Origin of the sequence: Micromonospora sp. NPDC047707 (genome assembly GCF_040704235.1) — a bacterium.
In the GTDB taxonomy this organism is placed as follows: domain Bacteria; phylum Actinomycetota; class Actinomycetes; order Mycobacteriales; family Micromonosporaceae; genus Micromonospora.
This window is the reverse complement of record NZ_JBEYSU010000005.1, coordinates 1-16,253: the sequence shown is the minus strand read 5'-3', so window position 1 is coordinate 16,253 and position 16,253 is coordinate 1. Positions and strand designations below refer to the sequence as shown.

The window sequence follows — 16,253 nt, the reverse complement described above, 5'->3', positions numbered from 1 at the left end:
AGGTATGAGTGACCACGCCATCACGACGGACGACGCCTGGGTACCGGACGCCTGCACGCTGCCGACGGTTGAGCGGCCGCTGCGGCTCGCCGAGTTCGATCAGTTCTTCGCCGCCGCCGTGCGGGGCGTCGACCGGCCGTCGGCTCAGCATCTGCGGTTGCGCCTCGACGGCGCGGCGCAGGTCGAGGAGACGGCACGGGATCTGACGGCCCGGGAGGCGTCCTGCTGCTCGTTCTTTGCTTTCGACCTCTCCCGGTCCGGCCCGGAGGCGCTGGCATTGGACGTCCGGGTGCCGGCGGCACACGTCGACGTGCTCGATGCCCTCGCCGAGCGGGCGGTGTCCGTCCGGGATCGGGGATGACCGGGTCGGGACTGCGTAGGGAAGGATAGCGTCTCCCTGCCATCACAGCAGGGACGTTGGAGCGGCCATGGTCCAGTCCGTGCGGGGCCACTGGCACCGGACCGGAGAACTCGGCGACGACGTCGATGTGCTGCGAGCTTGCCTGTTCTATGAAGTGCGGGGCCATCGTCACAGCGGGGGCTACGGCGAGTTCGAACAGGAGCCGTTCGTCGCTGCCTTGTTCACGCGCGTCCGGTCTCTCTCTGGTGGACTCCTGCCAACCAAGGGCAGAGTTGCCTGAGCGCCGCATACGGCATGATCGCTTCTCGCGCTGGCCGACAACTGATGAGTGGTGCCGGCGGCGACAGTCGCGCGCTGTCAACCGCCGGCGTGGATCTCTTGGGCTGGCTCAGCTCCAGCAAGCAGCCACTCGATGGGCCCTGTCAGGCCATGCTGGGGGAAGCGGCCTGCGGAGCGTCCTTCGGGTCGGCACCGTACCGGTTACTTCCCCGAGTTCCGTCCATCACGAAGAAGACGAGCAGGACGATGCCGCCCACGAGTGGCACGAGTCCGATCAACAGCCACCAGCCCGAGCGGTCGGTGTCGTGCAGTCGCCGCACGGCAACGGCCAGGCCCGGCAGCAGCAGGGCCAGGCCGACAATGAGCCCGATGACGCCGGTAGCGCCCGCACCCGACCCGATGCTGGTTCCCAGCGCGCCGTCCAGAATTCCGGCGACGAGGCCGACGATCAGGGTGAAGAGGAAGAACCACCAGTACTCGGACCGGCGGGCTCGACCGCGGAAACCGGCGTACTGGGAGAGGACTGATTTGATGGCATCAATGGGGGGCATGCATTTCTCCAGCGCAGTGAGAGATTGAGACCTGCAAGGTCAACTGCGACGCAGTTGAACAGACGGCCGGCGGGCCGTCAATGGCCGGGAACTCGGACGCTGAGCCCCTCAGAAGTGGCATAGATCCTCTCGGATCGGGTGAATCGACGCGTGGACCTCGGCGATACCGCTCGGGTCTTACGCCCGAGCCAGCGACTCAGGTTCGACTTCTGCGGCGCGGGCGCCATCACCCGGCTGCCGTCAGTGCAGGTGACGGCAATTCCGTAGTAGCCCGCATCGCACCGCGCAACGGCTGACCACGGCACGCGGACTGTACGCCACTGGCTGCGCAGGATCATCCCTTCGGACCCGCGGACATTCGAGGATGGAATGTCCCCCGCCACATCAAGAATCCCAGCAAGCCGTAAGGCACCGCGAGGGCGAGCGCCACGCGCAAGTTTCAGTCGGTCGCAAGAGCTTGATGGGCGAAGAAGGCCACCACCCCTACGGCCATGACGCCGAGTAGCAGGCCGGCGAAGATCCTCAACGCGACACCCAGTCGCCACACCCGCACCACGTCCAAGTCGATCGGCACTCCCGATCCCTATCTGTCCGATGCGGTCGTGGCCAGTGCCATACACCCTGCCCGCGAGCATCCGTAGCAACCATCATCATCCATCAACGCCGTACCGAGCCCTTGATGCAGGTTCGGAGGCTGGCGGGTCGCGCGGTGGTTTGCTCGGCTTGCCCGGGTCGACGGCGGGCGGGCTGGCCCGGTGCACTCACCCACGGACCCGGCGGCTGCCGACGCGCTCCCCTACGCCGCGGCCTGCTGGCCGCGCGGCCCGGTTGGCTGCCGGCTCGGGGCTGCGCTGGTCGGACCTCGACCCCGTTGCTGTCATCTGCCGATGCTCGGATCCTGTGGTCGGCGTTGATGCTGTGAGGTGTGGTGGGCGCGGCAGGTTTCGAACCTGCGACCCCTCGCTTGTAAGGCGAGTGCTCTCCCACTGAGCTACGCGCCCCGGTGCCCGTGCGGCGGGCCGGAGGTTGGCAAGCTTACCCTGCCGACCGTGGGCCACGTCGCACGGCCGCGTACCGGTCGTCGCGGGTCAGGCGGAGGCCGTCTCGGCGAGCGCCTTGCGCCAGCCCTGCTGGTCCCGGGCCTCCCCCGGCATGTTCATCTCGGCGAAGCGGACCACGCCCGCCTTGTCGATGACGAAGGTGCCCCGGTTGGCGATGCCGGCGACGTCGTTGAAGACGCCGTACGCCTGGGCGACCGCGCCGTGCGGCCAGAAGTCCGACAGGAGCGGGAACTGGTAGCCCTCCCGGTCGGCCCACACCTTGTGCGCGAACACCGAGTCGACGCTGACGGTCAGCACCTGGACGTCGTCGTTGAGGTACTCGTTCAGGTTGTCCCGCACCTCGCACAGCTCACCCTGGCAGACGCCGGTGAAGGCGAGCGGGTAGAAGACCAGCAGCACGATGCGCTTGCCGCGGAAGTCGGAGAGCCGGACCTCCTGGTTGTTCTGGTCCTTGAGCACGAAGTCCGGCGCCTCGGCGCCAACCTCGATGGGCATGAGAGAGCTCCTTGCGTCGAGTCGAAGGTGACGACAGCCTGCCACACACGGTGGTGGCCCCACCGTGGGTGAAATTGCGCAGTTACTTCTTGGTCTTCGACCCGCGCCGGAGCACCAGCCGGGCACCGCTCCAGTCCCGGCCGGCGTTGATCGTGGAGGTCTGCTGGAGGCCGGCGGTGGGCGCGGACTCGGCGATCTCGCTCGGCTCGACGTGCCCCTCGCGCCCGGCCTTGGGCGTGAGCAGCCACACGACGCCGTTGTCCGCCAGCGGGCCGAGGGCGTCGACGAGCAGCTCGAAGAGGTCACCGTCGCCGTCCCGGTACCACACCAGCACCGCGTCGACCACCTCGTCGGTGTCCTCGTCGACCAGGTCCCCACAGCGGTCGGTCAGGGCGTCCCGGAGATCCTGGTCGACGTCGTCGTCGTACCCCATCTCCATGACGACCATCCCCGGCTCGATCCCGAACCGGTCCGCCAGGCTGCGTACCCCGTCGGCGGCCTGACCAGCGGTCGCGCTCACTGTCGCGTGCCTCCTCATCTCATCCCTGCTCGCGGCGTCGTACGACGTCGTCGGGCCAAGTCCACACAGTTGCGGCTCGCCGCGCAAGTGGCGCACCGGGTGGAACGGAATTTACCGTGCCAGGAGCGTGCGGGCACCCTGGGTAATGGCATCCTCGGAGACCAGAACCTGACGGGCAGCCGGACCTAATGGTACAAACGAGTCAACTGCGGCTACTCGCCGCGCCGCTCCGACATATCCGGCATCGACCAGGGCCGCGATCACCCCTTCACCAACCCCACCCGAGCGCCGCGTCTCGTCCACGACCAGCACCCGGCCCGTCGCCGTGGCCTCCCGGATGAGATCGGCGACCGGCAGCGGCGCCAGCCAGCGCAGGTCCACCACCCGGGTCCCCACCCCCTCGTCGGCGAGCGCCGCCGCGGCGCGCAGCGACAGCCGGACGCCGTTACCGAAGGTGATGATCGTGATGTCCTCGGCCGAGCCCACACCGTAGACCCGGGCCCGGCCGACCGGCACGTGCGCGCTCGGCCAGGCGCCCGGCTCCGCGTACTCGGCGAGCCACTCCCCGTCACCCTCGCTGTGCAGGTCCCGGGTGTGGTAGAGGGCGATCGGCTCCAGGAACACGCACACGCTGCCGTCGACCGCCGCGCTCGCCAGGCAGGTCCGCAGCATGGGCGCGGCGTCGTCCGGCCGCGCCGGCACCGCGACCACCAGGCCGGGGACGTCCCGGAGTACGGCCACCGAGTTGTCGTTGTGGAAGTGCCCGCCGAACCCCTCCTGGTACGCCAGCCCGGCGACCCGGACCACCATCGGGTTCCGGAACGCCCCCCGCGAGAAGAACTGCATGGTGGCCGCCTCGCCGCGCAACTGGTCCTCGGCGTTGTGCAGGTACGCGAGGTACTGGATCTCGGGCACCGGGAGCATCCCGGCCAGCCCGGCGCCCAGGCCGAGCCCGAGGATCGACGTCTCGTCGAGCAGGGTGTCGAACACGCGGGCGGCGCCGAAGCGCTCCCGCAGGCCCTTCGTCACCCCGTACACCCCGCCCTTAACGCCGACGTCCTCGCCGAAGACGGCCATCTGCGGGTGGTCCAGCAGCCCGTCGGCCAGCGCGGCGTTGATGCTCTGCGCGAGCGTCAGCGGGCCGGCGAACTCGGGGAGCTTCCCGCCGAAGGCCTCGGTCCGCGCGGCCACCCCCGGACCGGCCGCCCGCGCGGCCGCGTCGGCCACCGCCCGGGCGACCCGGACCGGTCGCCGGGGTGCGAGCGGCGCCACCACCTCGGCCGGGTCGGCCAGTTTCGGCTCCTCCAGCACCTCCTCGGCGATCCGGCGCGTCCGCCAGCCGATCTCGTCGTACCGGGCCAGCAGGTCGGGGCCGGTGGCGACGCCCGCCCGGACCAGCAGCCGCGCGGTGGCGAGCAGCGGGTCCCGGTCGAGGTCGGCCGCGATCTCCGCGGCGGTGCGGTACGCGGTCTCGACGTCCGCGCCGGCGTGCCCCATCAGGCGGACGGTGGACAGGTGCAGCACGGCCGGACGCCGGTGCCGGCGGACCCACGCCGCCGCCTCGGCCGCCACCGCGTACGCCCCGAGCAGGTCGCTCCCGTCGGCGGCGAAGTAGCGGATCCCCGGCTTGGCCCGCAGGGTGGCCTCCACCCAGCCGCGCGGCGAACGGACGCTGATTCCCAGCCCGTTGTCCTCGCAGACGAAGAGGACCGGGATGCGCAGGCCGGTGTGGTCGTACCAGCCGGCGGTGTTGAGGGCGGCGGTGGCGCTGGCGTGGTTGACCGAGGCGTCGCCGAACGAGCAGACCACGATCGCGTCGGGCGGCCACGCCGCGTGGGACGCTCCCCCGCCGCTGCCGGCCCGGATCCCGGTCCGCCGGCCCGCACCGTCGAGTCGGCGCAGCCGCTCCACCGCGAGACCCATGCCGACCGCCCGGGGCAGGTGCGAGGCGATCGTGGAGGTGGTCGGCACGACGGCGAGCTCGGACCGGCCGAACACCTTGTGCCGGCCGCCGGCGATCGGCTCCCGCGCCGAGGCGACCATGCCGCGCAGCACGTCGCGGGCCGCGTCCGCGTACCCGGGCGCCAGGGGCCGGTCCGCCACGGGTCCGGCGGGCAAGATGGTGCGCTCGGTGGCATCCGCCCCCCGGCGGGTCGCGGCGAACCGCGCCGGACCGCCGTCACCCGGCCCGGCGTCGTCCGGCAGGACCGCAGTGTCGGCGGCACCCGGACCGTCGGCGGACCGGGCGTCCGGGACGAGGTCGGTCGCGGCGCGGTCGGACCCGGCAGGGCTGGACCCGGCGAGGTCGGGGCCGGCAGGGCTGGGGCCGGCAGGGCTGGGCTCCGGGGCGGCCAGGTCGACGCCGGCGGCGGTGGCGGCATTCGAGCCGGCTGCGGACGGTGACGGGACCAGGCCGACCTCCGCGCGCTCCGGCTGGCTGTCGACGGTACGGATGCCGGTGGTGTCGGCGTCCGGCCCGGGTGCGGCGGCGGCCTCCACGCGGTCGGCCGCAGCGGCGTCGTCCGCGCGGCGCGGCAGCGGGACGACAGCGGCGCCGCCGGCAGCTCCGGGCGGTGCCGGACGCTCGTCCGTGGCCGGGCGGTCGGCGGTTCCACAGGGTACGCCGTCGGCGCCGGCGGCCTGGGCGGCGCGGACGCAGTAGAAGGCGCCGGAGCGGTAGTGCAACAGGGCCGGGTCGGTGGGCCGCAGGGCGGCGGCGACCGCGGCGTTGCCCTCGTGGCCGGCGGAACCGATCGTGTAGAACCCTTCGCCGAAGCTGCGCAGCCAGCGACCGGCGAGGTCGAGCTGGCGGCTGACGACCTGGGCGTCGAAGAGGTCCAGCGCCTGCGCCCCGGTCAGCGGCGCGTCGTCGGTGACGGGCCGGGCCGGGTCCCGCCTCCGCTCGTCGTCGGCGGTCAGTGCTCCCAGCGCCTCGCGGAGCCGTTCGTCAAGATCGTGCGGGGTGGTCACGAACGACAGCATTACCGACCATGGCGCGGTCCGCCCACCTGGACACGATCGGCGCGTCCGCGCCTACTCGGTCCCGCAGGCCTCCGGGCAGCCGCCGTCGGAGACCTTGAACACGAGGTCCCGCAGGGTGGCGAGCTCGGCGTCGGTGAGACCGGCGAGGAGGCGGGAGTCGGACATCACGTGGTGCACCCGCGCCCGCATGCCCCGGCCGGCCTCGGTCACCACGAGCGTCTTCTGCCGCCGGTCGGCGGGGTCGACCCGGCGTTCCACGAGGCCCGCCTGCTCCAGCTTGTCCACCAGCGCGGTGACGTTGGACCGGTCGCAACGCAGCCGGTCGGCCAGGTCGCGGGCGGGCAGCGGATGGTCGGGGTCCAGCTGGTGCAGGGCCCGGGCCACCGCCGGGGTGAGCCCCAGCTCGGCGATGTCGACGTCCTGGTAGTGCCGGATGGCCGAGGCGATGTGCATGATCCTGCGCACCGCGTCTCCGGCCAACCCGGAGCGACCGGTCAGCTCGGGACCGGTCGGCGAAACGGTGCTCTGCGCCATGACTCACATCCTACGTTCGGGACGCCCTCAGCTGAGGTACTCTTTGTTCAGAACTTCTTGAACGTTTGGAACGAGGTTGGGATGACGGAGCTGTCCGACCACCGCCGGTACGCCGAGGAGGCGGCCGTCGTCATGAGCGGCATGGGGCTGTCGCCGGCGTACGGCAAGTTGCTCGGCTGGCTGCTGATCTGCGATCCGCCCCAGCAGACCAGCGGACAGCTGGGCGAGGCCCTCGGGCTCTCCAAGGGGTCCGTCAGCACCGGCATGCGGATGCTGGAGAGCAGCGGCTTCGTCCGGCGGGTGGCGGCCCCCGGCCAGCGCGGCCACGCGTACGAGATCGTCCCGGACGCGATCATCCGAACGGTCGCCGAGCCGACCAAGTTCCGGATGTTCCGCGAGCTGATGGACCGGGGCCTGGCCCTGATCGGGGATCCGGACGCGCCGGAAGCCGCCCGGCTGCGCATCACCCGCGACTTCTACGCCTACATCGAGCACGAGATGCCACGGCTCGTCGAGCGCTTCAAAGCCGAACACCTCCGGAAGGGAGACCACGATGGCTGACCCGGCCATCAGCACCGAGAACCTCGTCAAGACCTATGGCCGCACCCGCGGCCTCGCCGGGCTGGACCTGCGGGTCGAACCCGGCGAGGTCTACGGGTTCCTCGGCCCGAACGGGGCGGGCAAGACCACCACCATCCGGCTGCTGCTCGACCTGATCCGGCCGACCGGCGGGCGGATCCAGGTGCTCGGGCTCGACCCGCGCCGAGACGGCGTGGCGCTGCGCCGACGCCTCGGCTACCTCGCCGGAGATTTCGTCATCGACGGCCGGCAGACCGCGCGCGAGCTGCTCACGTACCTGGGCAACCTGCGCGGCGGGGTGTCCAGGACCCGGGTCGAGGAGCTGGCCGCCCGCCTCGACCTGGACCTGGGTCGGCGGATCAAGGGGTTGAGCAAGGGCAACCGGCAGAAGGTCGGCATCGTCCAGGCGTTCATGCACGACCCGGAACTGCTCGTCCTGGACGAGCCGACCAGCGGGCTGGATCCCTTCCTCCAGCAGGAGTTCCTGGCCATGGTGCGCGAGGCGCGGGCCGCCGGCCGGACGGTGTTCATGTCCTCGCACGTCATGAGCGAGGTGCAGCAGACCGCCGACCGGGTCGGCATCATCCGCGACGGGCGCCTGGTCACCGTCGCCCGCGTCGATGAGCTGCGGGAGCAGGCGGTGCGCCGGATCGAGATCCACTTCGAGGACCCGGTGACCGAGGCGGAGTTCACCGCCCTGCCCGGGGTCAGCGAGGTGGCCGTCGTCGGCACCACCCTGCGCTGCCGGCTCGACGGCCGGGCCGACGCGCTGGTGAAGGCGGCGGCCGGGCACACCGTCGTCGGGCTGCTCTCCGAGGAGCCCGACCTGGAGGAGTTGTTCTTCGGCTACTACTCGCGCGAGGAGGTCACCGGTGCTGCTGCGTGACCCGTTCACCAAGTTCCTGTACGACGCCCGCCGGTCCCTGCTGGGCTGGTCGATCGCCATCGTCGCCGTCGGCGCGTTGTACGCGTCGTTCTGGCCGACCATGCAGACGCCGGAGATGGCGAAGGCGCTCGAGGCGTACCCGGAGGGGGTGCTGGAGGCGTTCAACTACAGCGACCTGACCACCGCCGCCGGCTACCTCGGCAGCGCGGTGTACGGCCTGCTGGTGCCGCTGCTCACGGTGGTGTTCGCGATCGCGGCGGGGACCCGGGCGGTGGCGGGTGACGAGGAGGCCGGCACCCTCGACCTGGTGCTCGCGCACCCGGTGAGCCGCGCCCGGCTCGCCCTGCTGCGGTTCGCCGGGGTCTCCGCCGGCGTCGTCGTGGTGACCGTGCTGCTCGGCCTGGCCATGGTCGGGCTACGCGGCCCGGCCCAGCTGACGAGCATCAGCCTCGGCGGGTTCGCCGCGATGACGCTGCACCTGGCGCTGTTCGGGTTGGCGTTCGCCGCGCTCGCCTTCGCCGTCGGCGCGGCCACCGGCCGGCGTGCGGTCGCACTCGGCGCGGGTGCCGGCGTGGCCGTCCTCGGCTACCTGGCGAACTCCGTCTTCCCGCAGGTCGACGGGCTCGCATGGGCGCAGGAGGCGTCACCGTTCCACTGGTACCTGGGTGGTTCGCCCCTGGTCGACGGCGTGCAGCCGGTCGGCGCGCTGCTGCTGCTCGCGGGCACCGCCGTGCTCGTGGCGGCCGGCACCGCCGCCTTCACCCGGCGCGACCTGGCCGCCTGACAGCCCACCGCCGCGCGCCGACCCCGGGGACGGCGCGCGGCGCAACGGGTCAGCCCGGCAGGAACGACAGGCGGACCTTCCGGGTCGGGTTGTCGCCGTTGGGGTCGACCAGACACACCGACTGCCAGGTGCCCAGCGCCAGCCGCCCGCCGACCACCGGCAGCGTCGCGTACGGCGGGACGAACGCCGGCAGCACGTGATCCCGCCCGTGGCCGGGCGAGCCGTGCCGGTGCCGCCAGCGGTCGTCGGCGGGTAGCAGGTCGTCGAGCGCGGTGAGCAGGTCGTCGTCGGAGCCGGAACCGGTCTCGATGATCGCCAGCCCGGCGGTGGCGTGCGGGACGAAGACGTGCAGCAGGCCGTCGCCCTGCCCGGCGACGAACCGTTCGGCCTCGGCGGTGATGTCCCGGACCGTCGGCCGCGACCCCGTCCGGACCGTGATCACCTCGGTACGCATACGCCGCATTCTGCCCGAGCCGCCGGGTGCCCGCCCGGACGACCGGCCGGCGTCACCAGCTGCCGCCCCCGCCGGAGTCCCCGCCGCCACCGGAGGACCAGCCGCCACCCCCGGAGTCGCCGCCACCGAAGAACCAGCCGCCTCCGGAGTCCCCTCCCGACGACCCGCGGCCGGAGTCCCCGTCCGACGACCCGCCGCCGGACGACCAGTCGCCCGGGTCGTCGCCGTCGCCGTGGTCCCGGTGCCGGTAGTCGGCGCCGACGCCCCCCGCCGGTCCCGGGACCACGCCGAACGCGCCGCCACGGCGGGCGCCCGCCGTCCGGGGTGCGGGGGCCCGCGCCCCGGCTCGCACCACGACCGCGCCGAAGCCGGCGAGTCCCGCGCCGAGGACGACGACCGGCAGCGCGGCGAGGTCCCCCGCGAGGAGACCGGTCCCCGCGGCGAGCGCCAACGCCAGCCCGCCCAACCCGAGCAGTACGCCCAGAGCCACCAGTCGTCCGTTCATGACCCGCACGGTAGGGACCGCCCGCAAGGCGGACACCGGACGGGCGGGCGGCCGGCGTACGGCGGAGTGAACCCACGACCAGCGGAAAGTTACCGACGGGTACCTGTGTCGAGCGTCGCGTCTCCCGGCGGTGGACGTGACGGCGGGCGGCACGAGGGGGCAGGATGGCGCTAGAGACCTATCCCACACACAACCGAGGGAACGCCTGTGGCTACGGAACGCAAGCGCCCGGTGATCACCGCCGGTCTGCCGAGCCAGCTTCCGGACATCGACCCTGAAGAGACCAGCGAATGGGTCGAGTCGCTCGACGGTGTCATCGACGAGCGCGGGACCAAGCGCGCCCGCTACGTCATGCTGCGCCTGCTGGAGCGGGCCCGCGAGCGCCAGGTCGGGGTGCCGTCCCTGACCACCACGGACTACATCAACACCATCCCGCCGGAGCGCGAGCCGTGGTTCCCGGGTGACGAGCACGTCGAGCGGCGGATCCGGGCGTACGTCCGGTGGAACGCCGCGATGCTGGTGCACCGGGCGCAGCGCCCGGAGATCGGCGTCGGCGGGCACATCTCCACCTTCGCCAGCTCGGCCTCGCTCTACGAGGTCGGCTTCAACCACTTCTTCCGGGGCAAGGACCACCCGGGCGGCGGCGACCACCTCTTCTACCAGGGCCACGCCTCCCCCGGCATGTACGCGCGGGCGTTCCTGGAGGGCCGGCTCAGCGAGCACCAGCTCGACGGGTTCCGGCAGGAGCTGTCGCACCCCGGGGGCGGCCTGCCGTCGTACCCGCACCCGCGGCTGATGCCGGACTTCTGGGAGTTCCCGACGGTCTCCATGGGTCTCGGCGGCGTCAACGCCATCTACCAGGCCCGGTTCAACCGCTACCTGCACCACCGGGGCATCAAGGACACCTCGGACCAGCACGTGTGGGCGTACCTCGGCGACGGCGAGATGGACGAGCCGGAGACGCTCGGCGCCATCGGGGTGGCCGCCCGCGAGGAACTGGACAACCTGACCTTCGTCATCAACTGCAACCTCCAGCGCCTCGACGGACCGGTCCGGGGCAACGGCAAGGTCATGCAGGAGCTGGAGGCGTTCTTCCGGGGCGCCGGCTGGAACGTCGTCAAGGTGGTCTGGGGCCGCGAGTGGGACCCGCTGCTCGCCGCCGACACCGACGGCGCGCTGGTCAACCTCATGAACACGACGCCCGACGGCGACTACCAGACCTACAAGGCGGAGTCCGGGGCGTACGTGCGGGAGCACTTCTTCGGCCGTGACCCGCGGACCCGCAAGATGGTCGAGCACCTCACCGACGACGAGATCTGGAACCTCAAGCGGGGCGGCCACGACTACCGGAAGCTCTACGCGGCGTACAAGGCGGCGATGGAGCACACCGGCCAGCCGACGGTGATCCTGGCCAAGACGATCAAGGGCTGGACGCTCGGCTCGCACTTCGAGGCCCGTAACGCCACCCACCAGATGAAGAAGCTGACGCTGGAGGACCTCAAGACCTTCCGCGACCGGCTCTACCTGGACATCCCGGACAAGGCGCTGGAGGAGAACCCCTACCTGCCGCCGTACTACCACCCGGGCGAGAAGTCGGACGAGATCGCGTACCTGCACGAGCGGCGTCGCCAGCTCGGCGGCTACCTGCCGTCGCGGCGGACCGAGCACAAGCGGCTGACGATTCCCGGTCCGGAGCGCTTCTCGGACGTCAAGCGCGGCTCCGGCAAGCAGAAGGTCGCCACCACCATGGCCTTCGTCCGCCTGCTCAAGGACGTGATGAAGGACAAGGAGTTCGGCAAGCGCTGGGTGCCGATCATCCCGGACGAGGCGCGCACCTTCGGCATGGACTCGCTGTTCCCGACGCAGAAGATCTACTCGCCGCACGGCCAGCGGTACACGTCGGTCGACCGGGAGCTGTTCCTGTCGTACAAGGAGTCGACCGTCGGGCAGATCCTGCACGAGGGCATCAACGAGGTCGGCTCGGTCGCGTCGTTCACCGCCGCGGGCACCTCGTACGCCACGCACAACGAGCCGATGATCCCGATGTACATCTTCTACTCGATGTTCGGGTTCCAGCGCACCGCCGACGGGCTCTGGGCGGCGGCCGACCAGATGGCGCGGGGCTTCCTGCTCGGCGCCACCGCCGGCCGGACGACGCTGAACGGCGAGGGGCTCCAGCACGAGGACGGCCACTCGCACCTGATCGCCGCCACCAACCCGGCGGTGGTCGCCTACGACCCGGCGTTCGCGTTCGAGATCGCGCACATCGTGGAGAACGGCCTGCACCGCATGTACGGCGAGGCGCAGGAGAACGTCTTCTACTACCTGACGGTCTACAACGAGCCGATCGCGCAGCCGGCGGAGCCGGCGGGCGTGGACGTCGAGGGCCTGCTCAAGGGCATGTACCGCTACGCGGCGGCGCCCCAGGTGGACGGTCCGAAGGCGCAGCTGCTCGCCTCGGGCACCGGCATGCAGTGGGCGCTCAAGGCCCAGCAGTTGCTCGCCCAGGACTGGGGGGTGGCCGCCGACGTGTGGTCGGTGACCTCCTGGACCGAGCTGCGGCGCGACGCGGTCGAGGCCGAGGAGCACAACCTGCTCAACCCGACCGGGGACCAGCGGGTGCCGTACGTGGCGCGGAAGCTCGCCGACGCCGAGGGCCCGAAGGTGGCCGTCAGCGACTGGATGCGGGCGGTACCGGACCTGATCTCCCGCTGGGTGCCCGGCGACTGGACGTCGCTCGGCACCGACGGGTTCGGCATGTCCGACACCCGCCACGCGCTGCGCCGGCACTTCCACGTCGACGCCGAGTCGGTCGTGGTCGCCACGCTGCGGCAGCTCGCCCTCCGCGGCGCGGTGCCGGCGAACGTGCCCGCCGAGGCGGCCAAGAAGTACGCGATCGAGGACATCAGCGCGGCCCCGGTCGGCGAGACCGGCGGCGACAGCTGACCTGACGTACGCGAAAGGGCCCGGCGCGAACCCCGCGCCGGGCCCTTCGTCGCGTCCGGACCGCTCCCCGCGGGCGGTATGACGTAGCCGGTATCCGCCGCGCGTCTTGTCCCCACCCCACATTTACATTCACAATTCTCAATACATTCGACGCCCTTCCGGGCTCCGTCGCAACCCCGGAGCCCACGCCGATCCGGTGGATGCCCCGTCGCGCCGGTCCACCACCCCGGGACGGTTCGGGTGCCGACGCCATCGAGGCGCGGCGGTAGGGAGTCGCCATGCGAATCGTCCGGATCGCGACCGTGCTGGCGGTCGGCGCCCTGACGGTGTCGATGCTCGGACCCGGGTCGCCCTCGGTGGCCCACTCACCCGACACGCCCGCCGGGCGGGCGTCCGCCCAGGAGTTCATGGCGCAGCGGGAACCCACCCACAGGCTCGCCGCGGTCGCCGCCGCCACCTGCACCAACGGCCAGGCCGCCGGGTACCCGTGCCGCAACGTGGACCTGCTGTCGTTCCTGCCGTTGGCGAACATGGGCGGCAGCCAGGGCAACGACATCTGGGGTTGGACCGACAGCGCCACCGGCCGGGAGTACGCGCTGGTCGGCCGGCGCAACGGCACGTCCTTCGTCGACGTCTCCGACCCGGCCGCGCCGGTCTACCTCGGCAACCTGCCCGCCCACCAGAACCGCACCGCGATCTGGCGGGACATCAAGGTCTATCGCGATCACGCGTACGTGGTGGCCGACGTGTCCGGGCACGGCATGCAGGTGTTCGACCTGACCCGGTTGCGCGGCGTGACCTCAGCCCGGACGTGGTCGGCCGACGTGCACTACAACCGGTTCGGCAACTCGCACAACATCGCCGTCAACGAGCAGACCGGGTACGCGTACGCGGTCGGGTCCAACACGTGCAGCGGCGGCCTGCACATGATCGACATCCGGACGCCGAAATCCCCGGCCTACGCCGGCTGCGTCAGCAACGACGGGTACACCCACGACACCCAGTGCGTCGTCTACCGTGGCCCGGACGCCGCGTACCAGGGCCGGGAGATCTGCGTCAGCTCGAACGAGGACACGGTGACCGTGGTCGACGTGACCAGCAGGTCCGCGCCCCGGCAGCTGGCCCGGATCGGGTACACCGGCCGGGCGTACACCCACCAGGGCTGGTTCACCGAGGACCAGCGGTACTTCCTGCTCGACGACGAACTCGACGAGTCCCGGCGCGGCGTGAACACCCAGACGTACATCTGGGACCTCGCCGACCTGGACGCGCCCCGGCACATCGGCACCTACAGCGCCCCGGCGGGGGTCCGCGCCACCGACCACAACCAGTACGTCAAGGGCCGCTACAGCTACCAGGCGAACTACCGGGCCGGGCTGCGGATCCTGGACCTGCGTGAGGTGGCGGCCGGGCGGGCCACCGAAGCCGGGTACTTCGACGTCTACCCGTCGAGCGACAGCAGCTCGATGAACGGGGCGTGGAGCACCTATCCGTACTTCCCGAGCGGGATCGTCGTGGTCAGCGGGATCGAGCAGGGGCTGTTCGTCCTGCGGCCCCGGTTGTCGTGACCACCACCGGAGACCGGGCGGCGGCACCGGCGAGCACGGTCTCCGGTGCCGCCGCGCCAGTGGTCGCCGTCGGCGGCGGCGCCGCCGACGTGGCCGGGTCGGACCCGGCCGGTCCCGAGCGGTCGGCCCGCGGCACCGGGCGGGCCGGCCGGTACGCCGCCGCCGGCCTCGTGCTCGGCCTGGTCCTCATGATCGGTTTCGCCGTCGGCCGGGCGGGCCGACCCGACCCGGTTCCGGTCCGGGCGGCGGCACCCCCCGCACACGCCGGCCACGGCCCCGGTGGTCTGGAGGTGTCCCGGGACGGCTGGACCCTCGCCCTGGCCGAGGCGTCGCTGACCGCCGGCCGCCCCGGCGAACTGGCCTTCCGGATCATCGGCCCGGACGGCACCGCCGTGACCGCCTTCGAGGTCGTCCACGAACGACGGATGCACCTGATCGTGATCGGCCGGGACCTCGACGGCTACCAGCACGTCCACCCCGAGATGGCACCGGACGGCACCTGGCGGGTCCGGGTCGTCCCGGCCGCGGCGGGCCCGCTGCGGGTCATCGCCGACTTCCGTCCGCAGGGCGCCCCGGGGCCGGTGGCTCTGGGCGTCGACGTGCCGGTCCCGGGACGGTACGCGTCGCGCCCGCTCGCCCCGCCGGAGGAGACCCTCCTGGTCGACGGCTACACGGTGACCCTCGACGGCGGCCTGCGGGCGGGCGAGTCGAACCAGGTCCTGGTGTGGCTCGGTCGCGACGGCAAGCCGGTGGGCGACCTGCAACGGCACCTGGGCGCGTACGGGCACCTGGTGGCGCTGCGCCAGGGCGACCTGGCGTACCTGCACGTCCACCCGGCGGCGGCGAGCCGGCCCAGCTCGGTCGTGGCCTTCGGCGTCACCGTGCCCTCCGCCGGCGTCTACCGGCTGTTCTTCGAGTTCCGGCACCTCGACCGGGTGCACGTCGCCGCGTTCACCGTGATCGTGTAGGCGGGGCGGGGACGCTGAAGCGGTGGCGGCCCGGGTGTGCCTGGACGGGACACCGGGGCCGCCACCGTCGCGGGTGGCGCCAGGACGGCCCCGGTCAGCCGACGGCGGCCAGGTCGGTCAGCCGGGCGAGCGAGTCCTCCAGGTCGGCGCCGACCCGACGCAGACCGAGCCGGAGCAGGGCGGCCTTGACCGGACCTGCCGGCCAGCGTACGACGATGAGCCGTACGATCGTCCCGCCCTCCTCCTCGTCGGCGGTGAGCTGGACGTAGATCTCGGTGCGCGCCTCCGCCCGGGCACCGGCGCCCTTGGCCCGTTCCCGCCAGCCGATCAGGGCCGGCTCCTGGTAGGCGATCACCTCGGCCTCATGCGCCGCGCCGCGCCCCGCCTGGACCAGCTGCCGCCGGCCGAAGCCCTCTCCCGAGAGCACCTCGGCCGCGCGGACCCCCGCCAGCCACGCCGGCAACTGTTCGGCCCGCTGCACGACGTCCCAGACCGCTTCGATCGGCGCCACCACGTGCGCACTGCGTTCCACGAGGATCATTTCCGTCTTCCTCCAGTGAGGACATCCCACGATATCGGCACTCTATGCGCAAATTCGGACGTACTTGGACGGGTTCGGAAAAGACACGCCGAAAACCATTGCGCTGGCGGGCTCCGCGACCTATGGCGCTCCACGCGGCGGCCCCCTAGACGAGTGATTCCGAATGGATCAGTGGTCGTACGCGGTCAGGGAGCGTTTGACGTCGGCGTTTATGCGCCAGTTGTGCCAGATCGCGGCGG

Annotated in this window: 16 protein-coding genes and 1 tRNA gene; 7 read left to right on the top strand and 10 right to left on the bottom strand. The window is 72.0% G+C overall.

What is annotated here, in order from left to right:
• Positions 1-4 precede the first annotated feature (4 nt).
• Positions 5-361, top strand: a complete 357-nt coding sequence (locus AB0873_RS07080) for a hypothetical protein (RefSeq protein ID WP_366598810.1) — start codon at positions 5-7, stop codon at positions 359-361.
• Positions 362-783: 422 nt separating this feature from the next.
• Here AB0873_RS07080 and AB0873_RS07075 read toward each other — a convergent pair whose 3' ends face one another.
• The 7 genes from AB0873_RS07075 to AB0873_RS07045 all read right to left on the bottom strand — a co-directional run bounded on the left by AB0873_RS07075 (position 784) and on the right by AB0873_RS07045 (position 6,783).
• A complete protein-coding gene (locus AB0873_RS07075; RefSeq protein WP_366598809.1) occupies positions 784-1,191 on the bottom strand; it encodes a DUF805 domain-containing protein in 408 nt (135 codons plus the stop codon).
• Between the two features lie 439 nt (positions 1,192-1,630).
• A complete protein-coding gene (locus tag AB0873_RS07070) occupies positions 1,631-1,765 on the bottom strand; it encodes a hypothetical protein (RefSeq protein ID WP_366598808.1) in 135 nt (44 codons plus the stop codon).
• 352 nt (positions 1,766-2,117) lie between these two features.
• A tRNA-Val gene (locus AB0873_RS07065) sits at positions 2,118-2,192 on the bottom strand.
• Between the two features lie 87 nt (positions 2,193-2,279).
• Positions 2,280-2,747, bottom strand: coding sequence for a peroxiredoxin (locus AB0873_RS07060; RefSeq protein ID WP_155330893.1), 468 nt, complete (start codon positions 2,745-2,747; stop codon positions 2,280-2,282).
• A gap of 82 nt (positions 2,748-2,829) precedes the next feature.
• Positions 2,830-3,267, bottom strand: a complete 438-nt coding sequence (locus tag AB0873_RS07055) for a DUF3052 domain-containing protein (protein ID WP_366598807.1) — start codon at positions 3,265-3,267, stop codon at positions 2,830-2,832.
• A gap of 111 nt (positions 3,268-3,378) precedes the next feature.
• Positions 3,379-6,237, bottom strand: coding sequence for a transketolase C-terminal domain-containing protein (locus AB0873_RS07050; RefSeq protein ID WP_366598806.1), 2,859 nt, complete (start codon positions 6,235-6,237; stop codon positions 3,379-3,381).
• Positions 6,238-6,300: 63 nt separating this feature from the next.
• Entirely contained in the window at positions 6,301-6,783 is a 483-nt protein-coding gene (locus AB0873_RS07045; RefSeq protein ID WP_366598805.1) for a MarR family winged helix-turn-helix transcriptional regulator, read from the bottom strand.
• 81 nt (positions 6,784-6,864) lie between these two features.
• Between AB0873_RS07045 and AB0873_RS07040 the strand changes: the two genes are divergently transcribed.
• The 3 genes from AB0873_RS07040 to AB0873_RS07030 are packed head-to-tail and all read left to right on the top strand — an operon-like array spanning position 6,865 to position 9,032.
• Positions 6,865-7,344 carry a MarR family transcriptional regulator gene (locus AB0873_RS07040; protein WP_366598804.1) on the top strand — a complete coding sequence of 160 codons (480 nt, stop codon included), beginning with the start codon at positions 6,865-6,867 and terminating at the stop codon, positions 7,342-7,344.
• A complete protein-coding gene (locus AB0873_RS07035) occupies positions 7,337-8,248 on the top strand; it encodes an ABC transporter ATP-binding protein (RefSeq protein WP_366598803.1) in 912 nt (303 codons plus the stop codon). The genes AB0873_RS07040 and AB0873_RS07035 overlap by 8 nt, the downstream gene beginning before the upstream one ends.
• The gene (locus tag AB0873_RS07030; protein ID WP_366598802.1) at positions 8,235-9,032 is read left to right on the top strand and encodes an ABC transporter permease subunit; all 798 of its coding nucleotides are present in this window, start codon (positions 8,235-8,237) and stop codon (positions 9,030-9,032) included. The genes AB0873_RS07035 and AB0873_RS07030 overlap by 14 nt, the downstream gene beginning before the upstream one ends.
• A 49-nt stretch (positions 9,033-9,081) precedes the next feature.
• On the opposite strand, the gene AB0873_RS07025 is transcribed toward AB0873_RS07030, so the two are convergent.
• The gene (locus AB0873_RS07025) at positions 9,082-9,486 is read right to left on the bottom strand and encodes a YjbQ family protein (protein ID WP_366598801.1); all 405 of its coding nucleotides are present in this window, start codon (positions 9,484-9,486) and stop codon (positions 9,082-9,084) included.
• A 52-nt stretch (positions 9,487-9,538) separates the two neighbouring features.
• Positions 9,539-9,991, bottom strand: a complete 453-nt coding sequence (locus tag AB0873_RS07020) for a hypothetical protein (protein ID WP_366598800.1) — start codon at positions 9,989-9,991, stop codon at positions 9,539-9,541.
• Between the two features lie 207 nt (positions 9,992-10,198).
• Here AB0873_RS07020 and aceE point away from each other — a divergent pair, with 207 nt between their 5' ends.
• The 3 genes from aceE (at position 10,199) to AB0873_RS07005 (ending at position 15,473) form a co-directional block, all read left to right on the top strand.
• The gene (gene aceE / locus AB0873_RS07015) at positions 10,199-12,937 is read left to right on the top strand and encodes a pyruvate dehydrogenase (acetyl-transferring), homodimeric type (protein ID WP_366598799.1); all 2,739 of its coding nucleotides are present in this window, start codon (positions 10,199-10,201) and stop codon (positions 12,935-12,937) included.
• Between the two features lie 278 nt (positions 12,938-13,215).
• Positions 13,216-14,505 (top strand): choice-of-anchor B family protein, encoded by a 1,290-nt coding sequence (locus AB0873_RS07010; RefSeq protein WP_366598798.1) that lies wholly within the window; start codon positions 13,216-13,218, stop codon positions 14,503-14,505.
• Entirely contained in the window at positions 14,502-15,473 is a 972-nt protein-coding gene (locus AB0873_RS07005; protein ID WP_366598797.1) for a hypothetical protein, read from the top strand. Before AB0873_RS07010 ends, AB0873_RS07005 begins: the two co-directional genes overlap by 4 nt.
• 94 nt (positions 15,474-15,567) lie before the next feature.
• Here AB0873_RS07005 and AB0873_RS07000 read toward each other — a convergent pair whose 3' ends face one another.
• Positions 15,568-16,014, bottom strand: a complete 447-nt coding sequence (locus tag AB0873_RS07000; protein ID WP_366598796.1) for an SRPBCC family protein — start codon at positions 16,012-16,014, stop codon at positions 15,568-15,570.
• Positions 16,015-16,253 lie beyond the last annotated feature (239 nt).

Bases quoted from the DNA above. Each gene is read 5' to 3' on its own strand.
- AB0873_RS07020 (WP_366598800.1), bottom strand. From the start codon at position 9,991: ATGAACGGACGACTGGTGGCTCTGGGCGTACTGCTCGGGTTGGGCGGG.
- AB0873_RS07000 (WP_366598796.1), bottom strand. From the start codon at position 16,014: ATGATCCTCGTGGAACGCAGTGCGCACGTGGTGGCGCCGATCGAAGCG.
- AB0873_RS07010 (WP_366598798.1), top strand. From the start codon at position 13,216: ATGCGAATCGTCCGGATCGCGACCGTGCTGGCGGTCGGCGCCCTGACG.
- AB0873_RS07040 (WP_366598804.1), top strand. From the start codon at position 6,865: ATGACGGAGCTGTCCGACCACCGCCGGTACGCCGAGGAGGCGGCCGTC.
- AB0873_RS07075 (WP_366598809.1), bottom strand. From the start codon at position 1,191: ATGCCCCCCATTGATGCCATCAAATCAGTCCTCTCCCAGTACGCCGGT.
- AB0873_RS07045 (WP_366598805.1), bottom strand. From the start codon at position 6,783: ATGGCGCAGAGCACCGTTTCGCCGACCGGTCCCGAGCTGACCGGTCGC.
- AB0873_RS07025 (WP_366598801.1), bottom strand. From the start codon at position 9,486: ATGCGTACCGAGGTGATCACGGTCCGGACGGGGTCGCGGCCGACGGTC.
- AB0873_RS07080 (WP_366598810.1), top strand. From the start codon at position 5: ATGAGTGACCACGCCATCACGACGGACGACGCCTGGGTACCGGACGCC.
- AB0873_RS07060 (WP_155330893.1), bottom strand. From the start codon at position 2,747: ATGCCCATCGAGGTTGGCGCCGAGGCGCCGGACTTCGTGCTCAAGGAC.
- AB0873_RS07035 (WP_366598803.1), top strand. From the start codon at position 7,337: ATGGCTGACCCGGCCATCAGCACCGAGAACCTCGTCAAGACCTATGGC.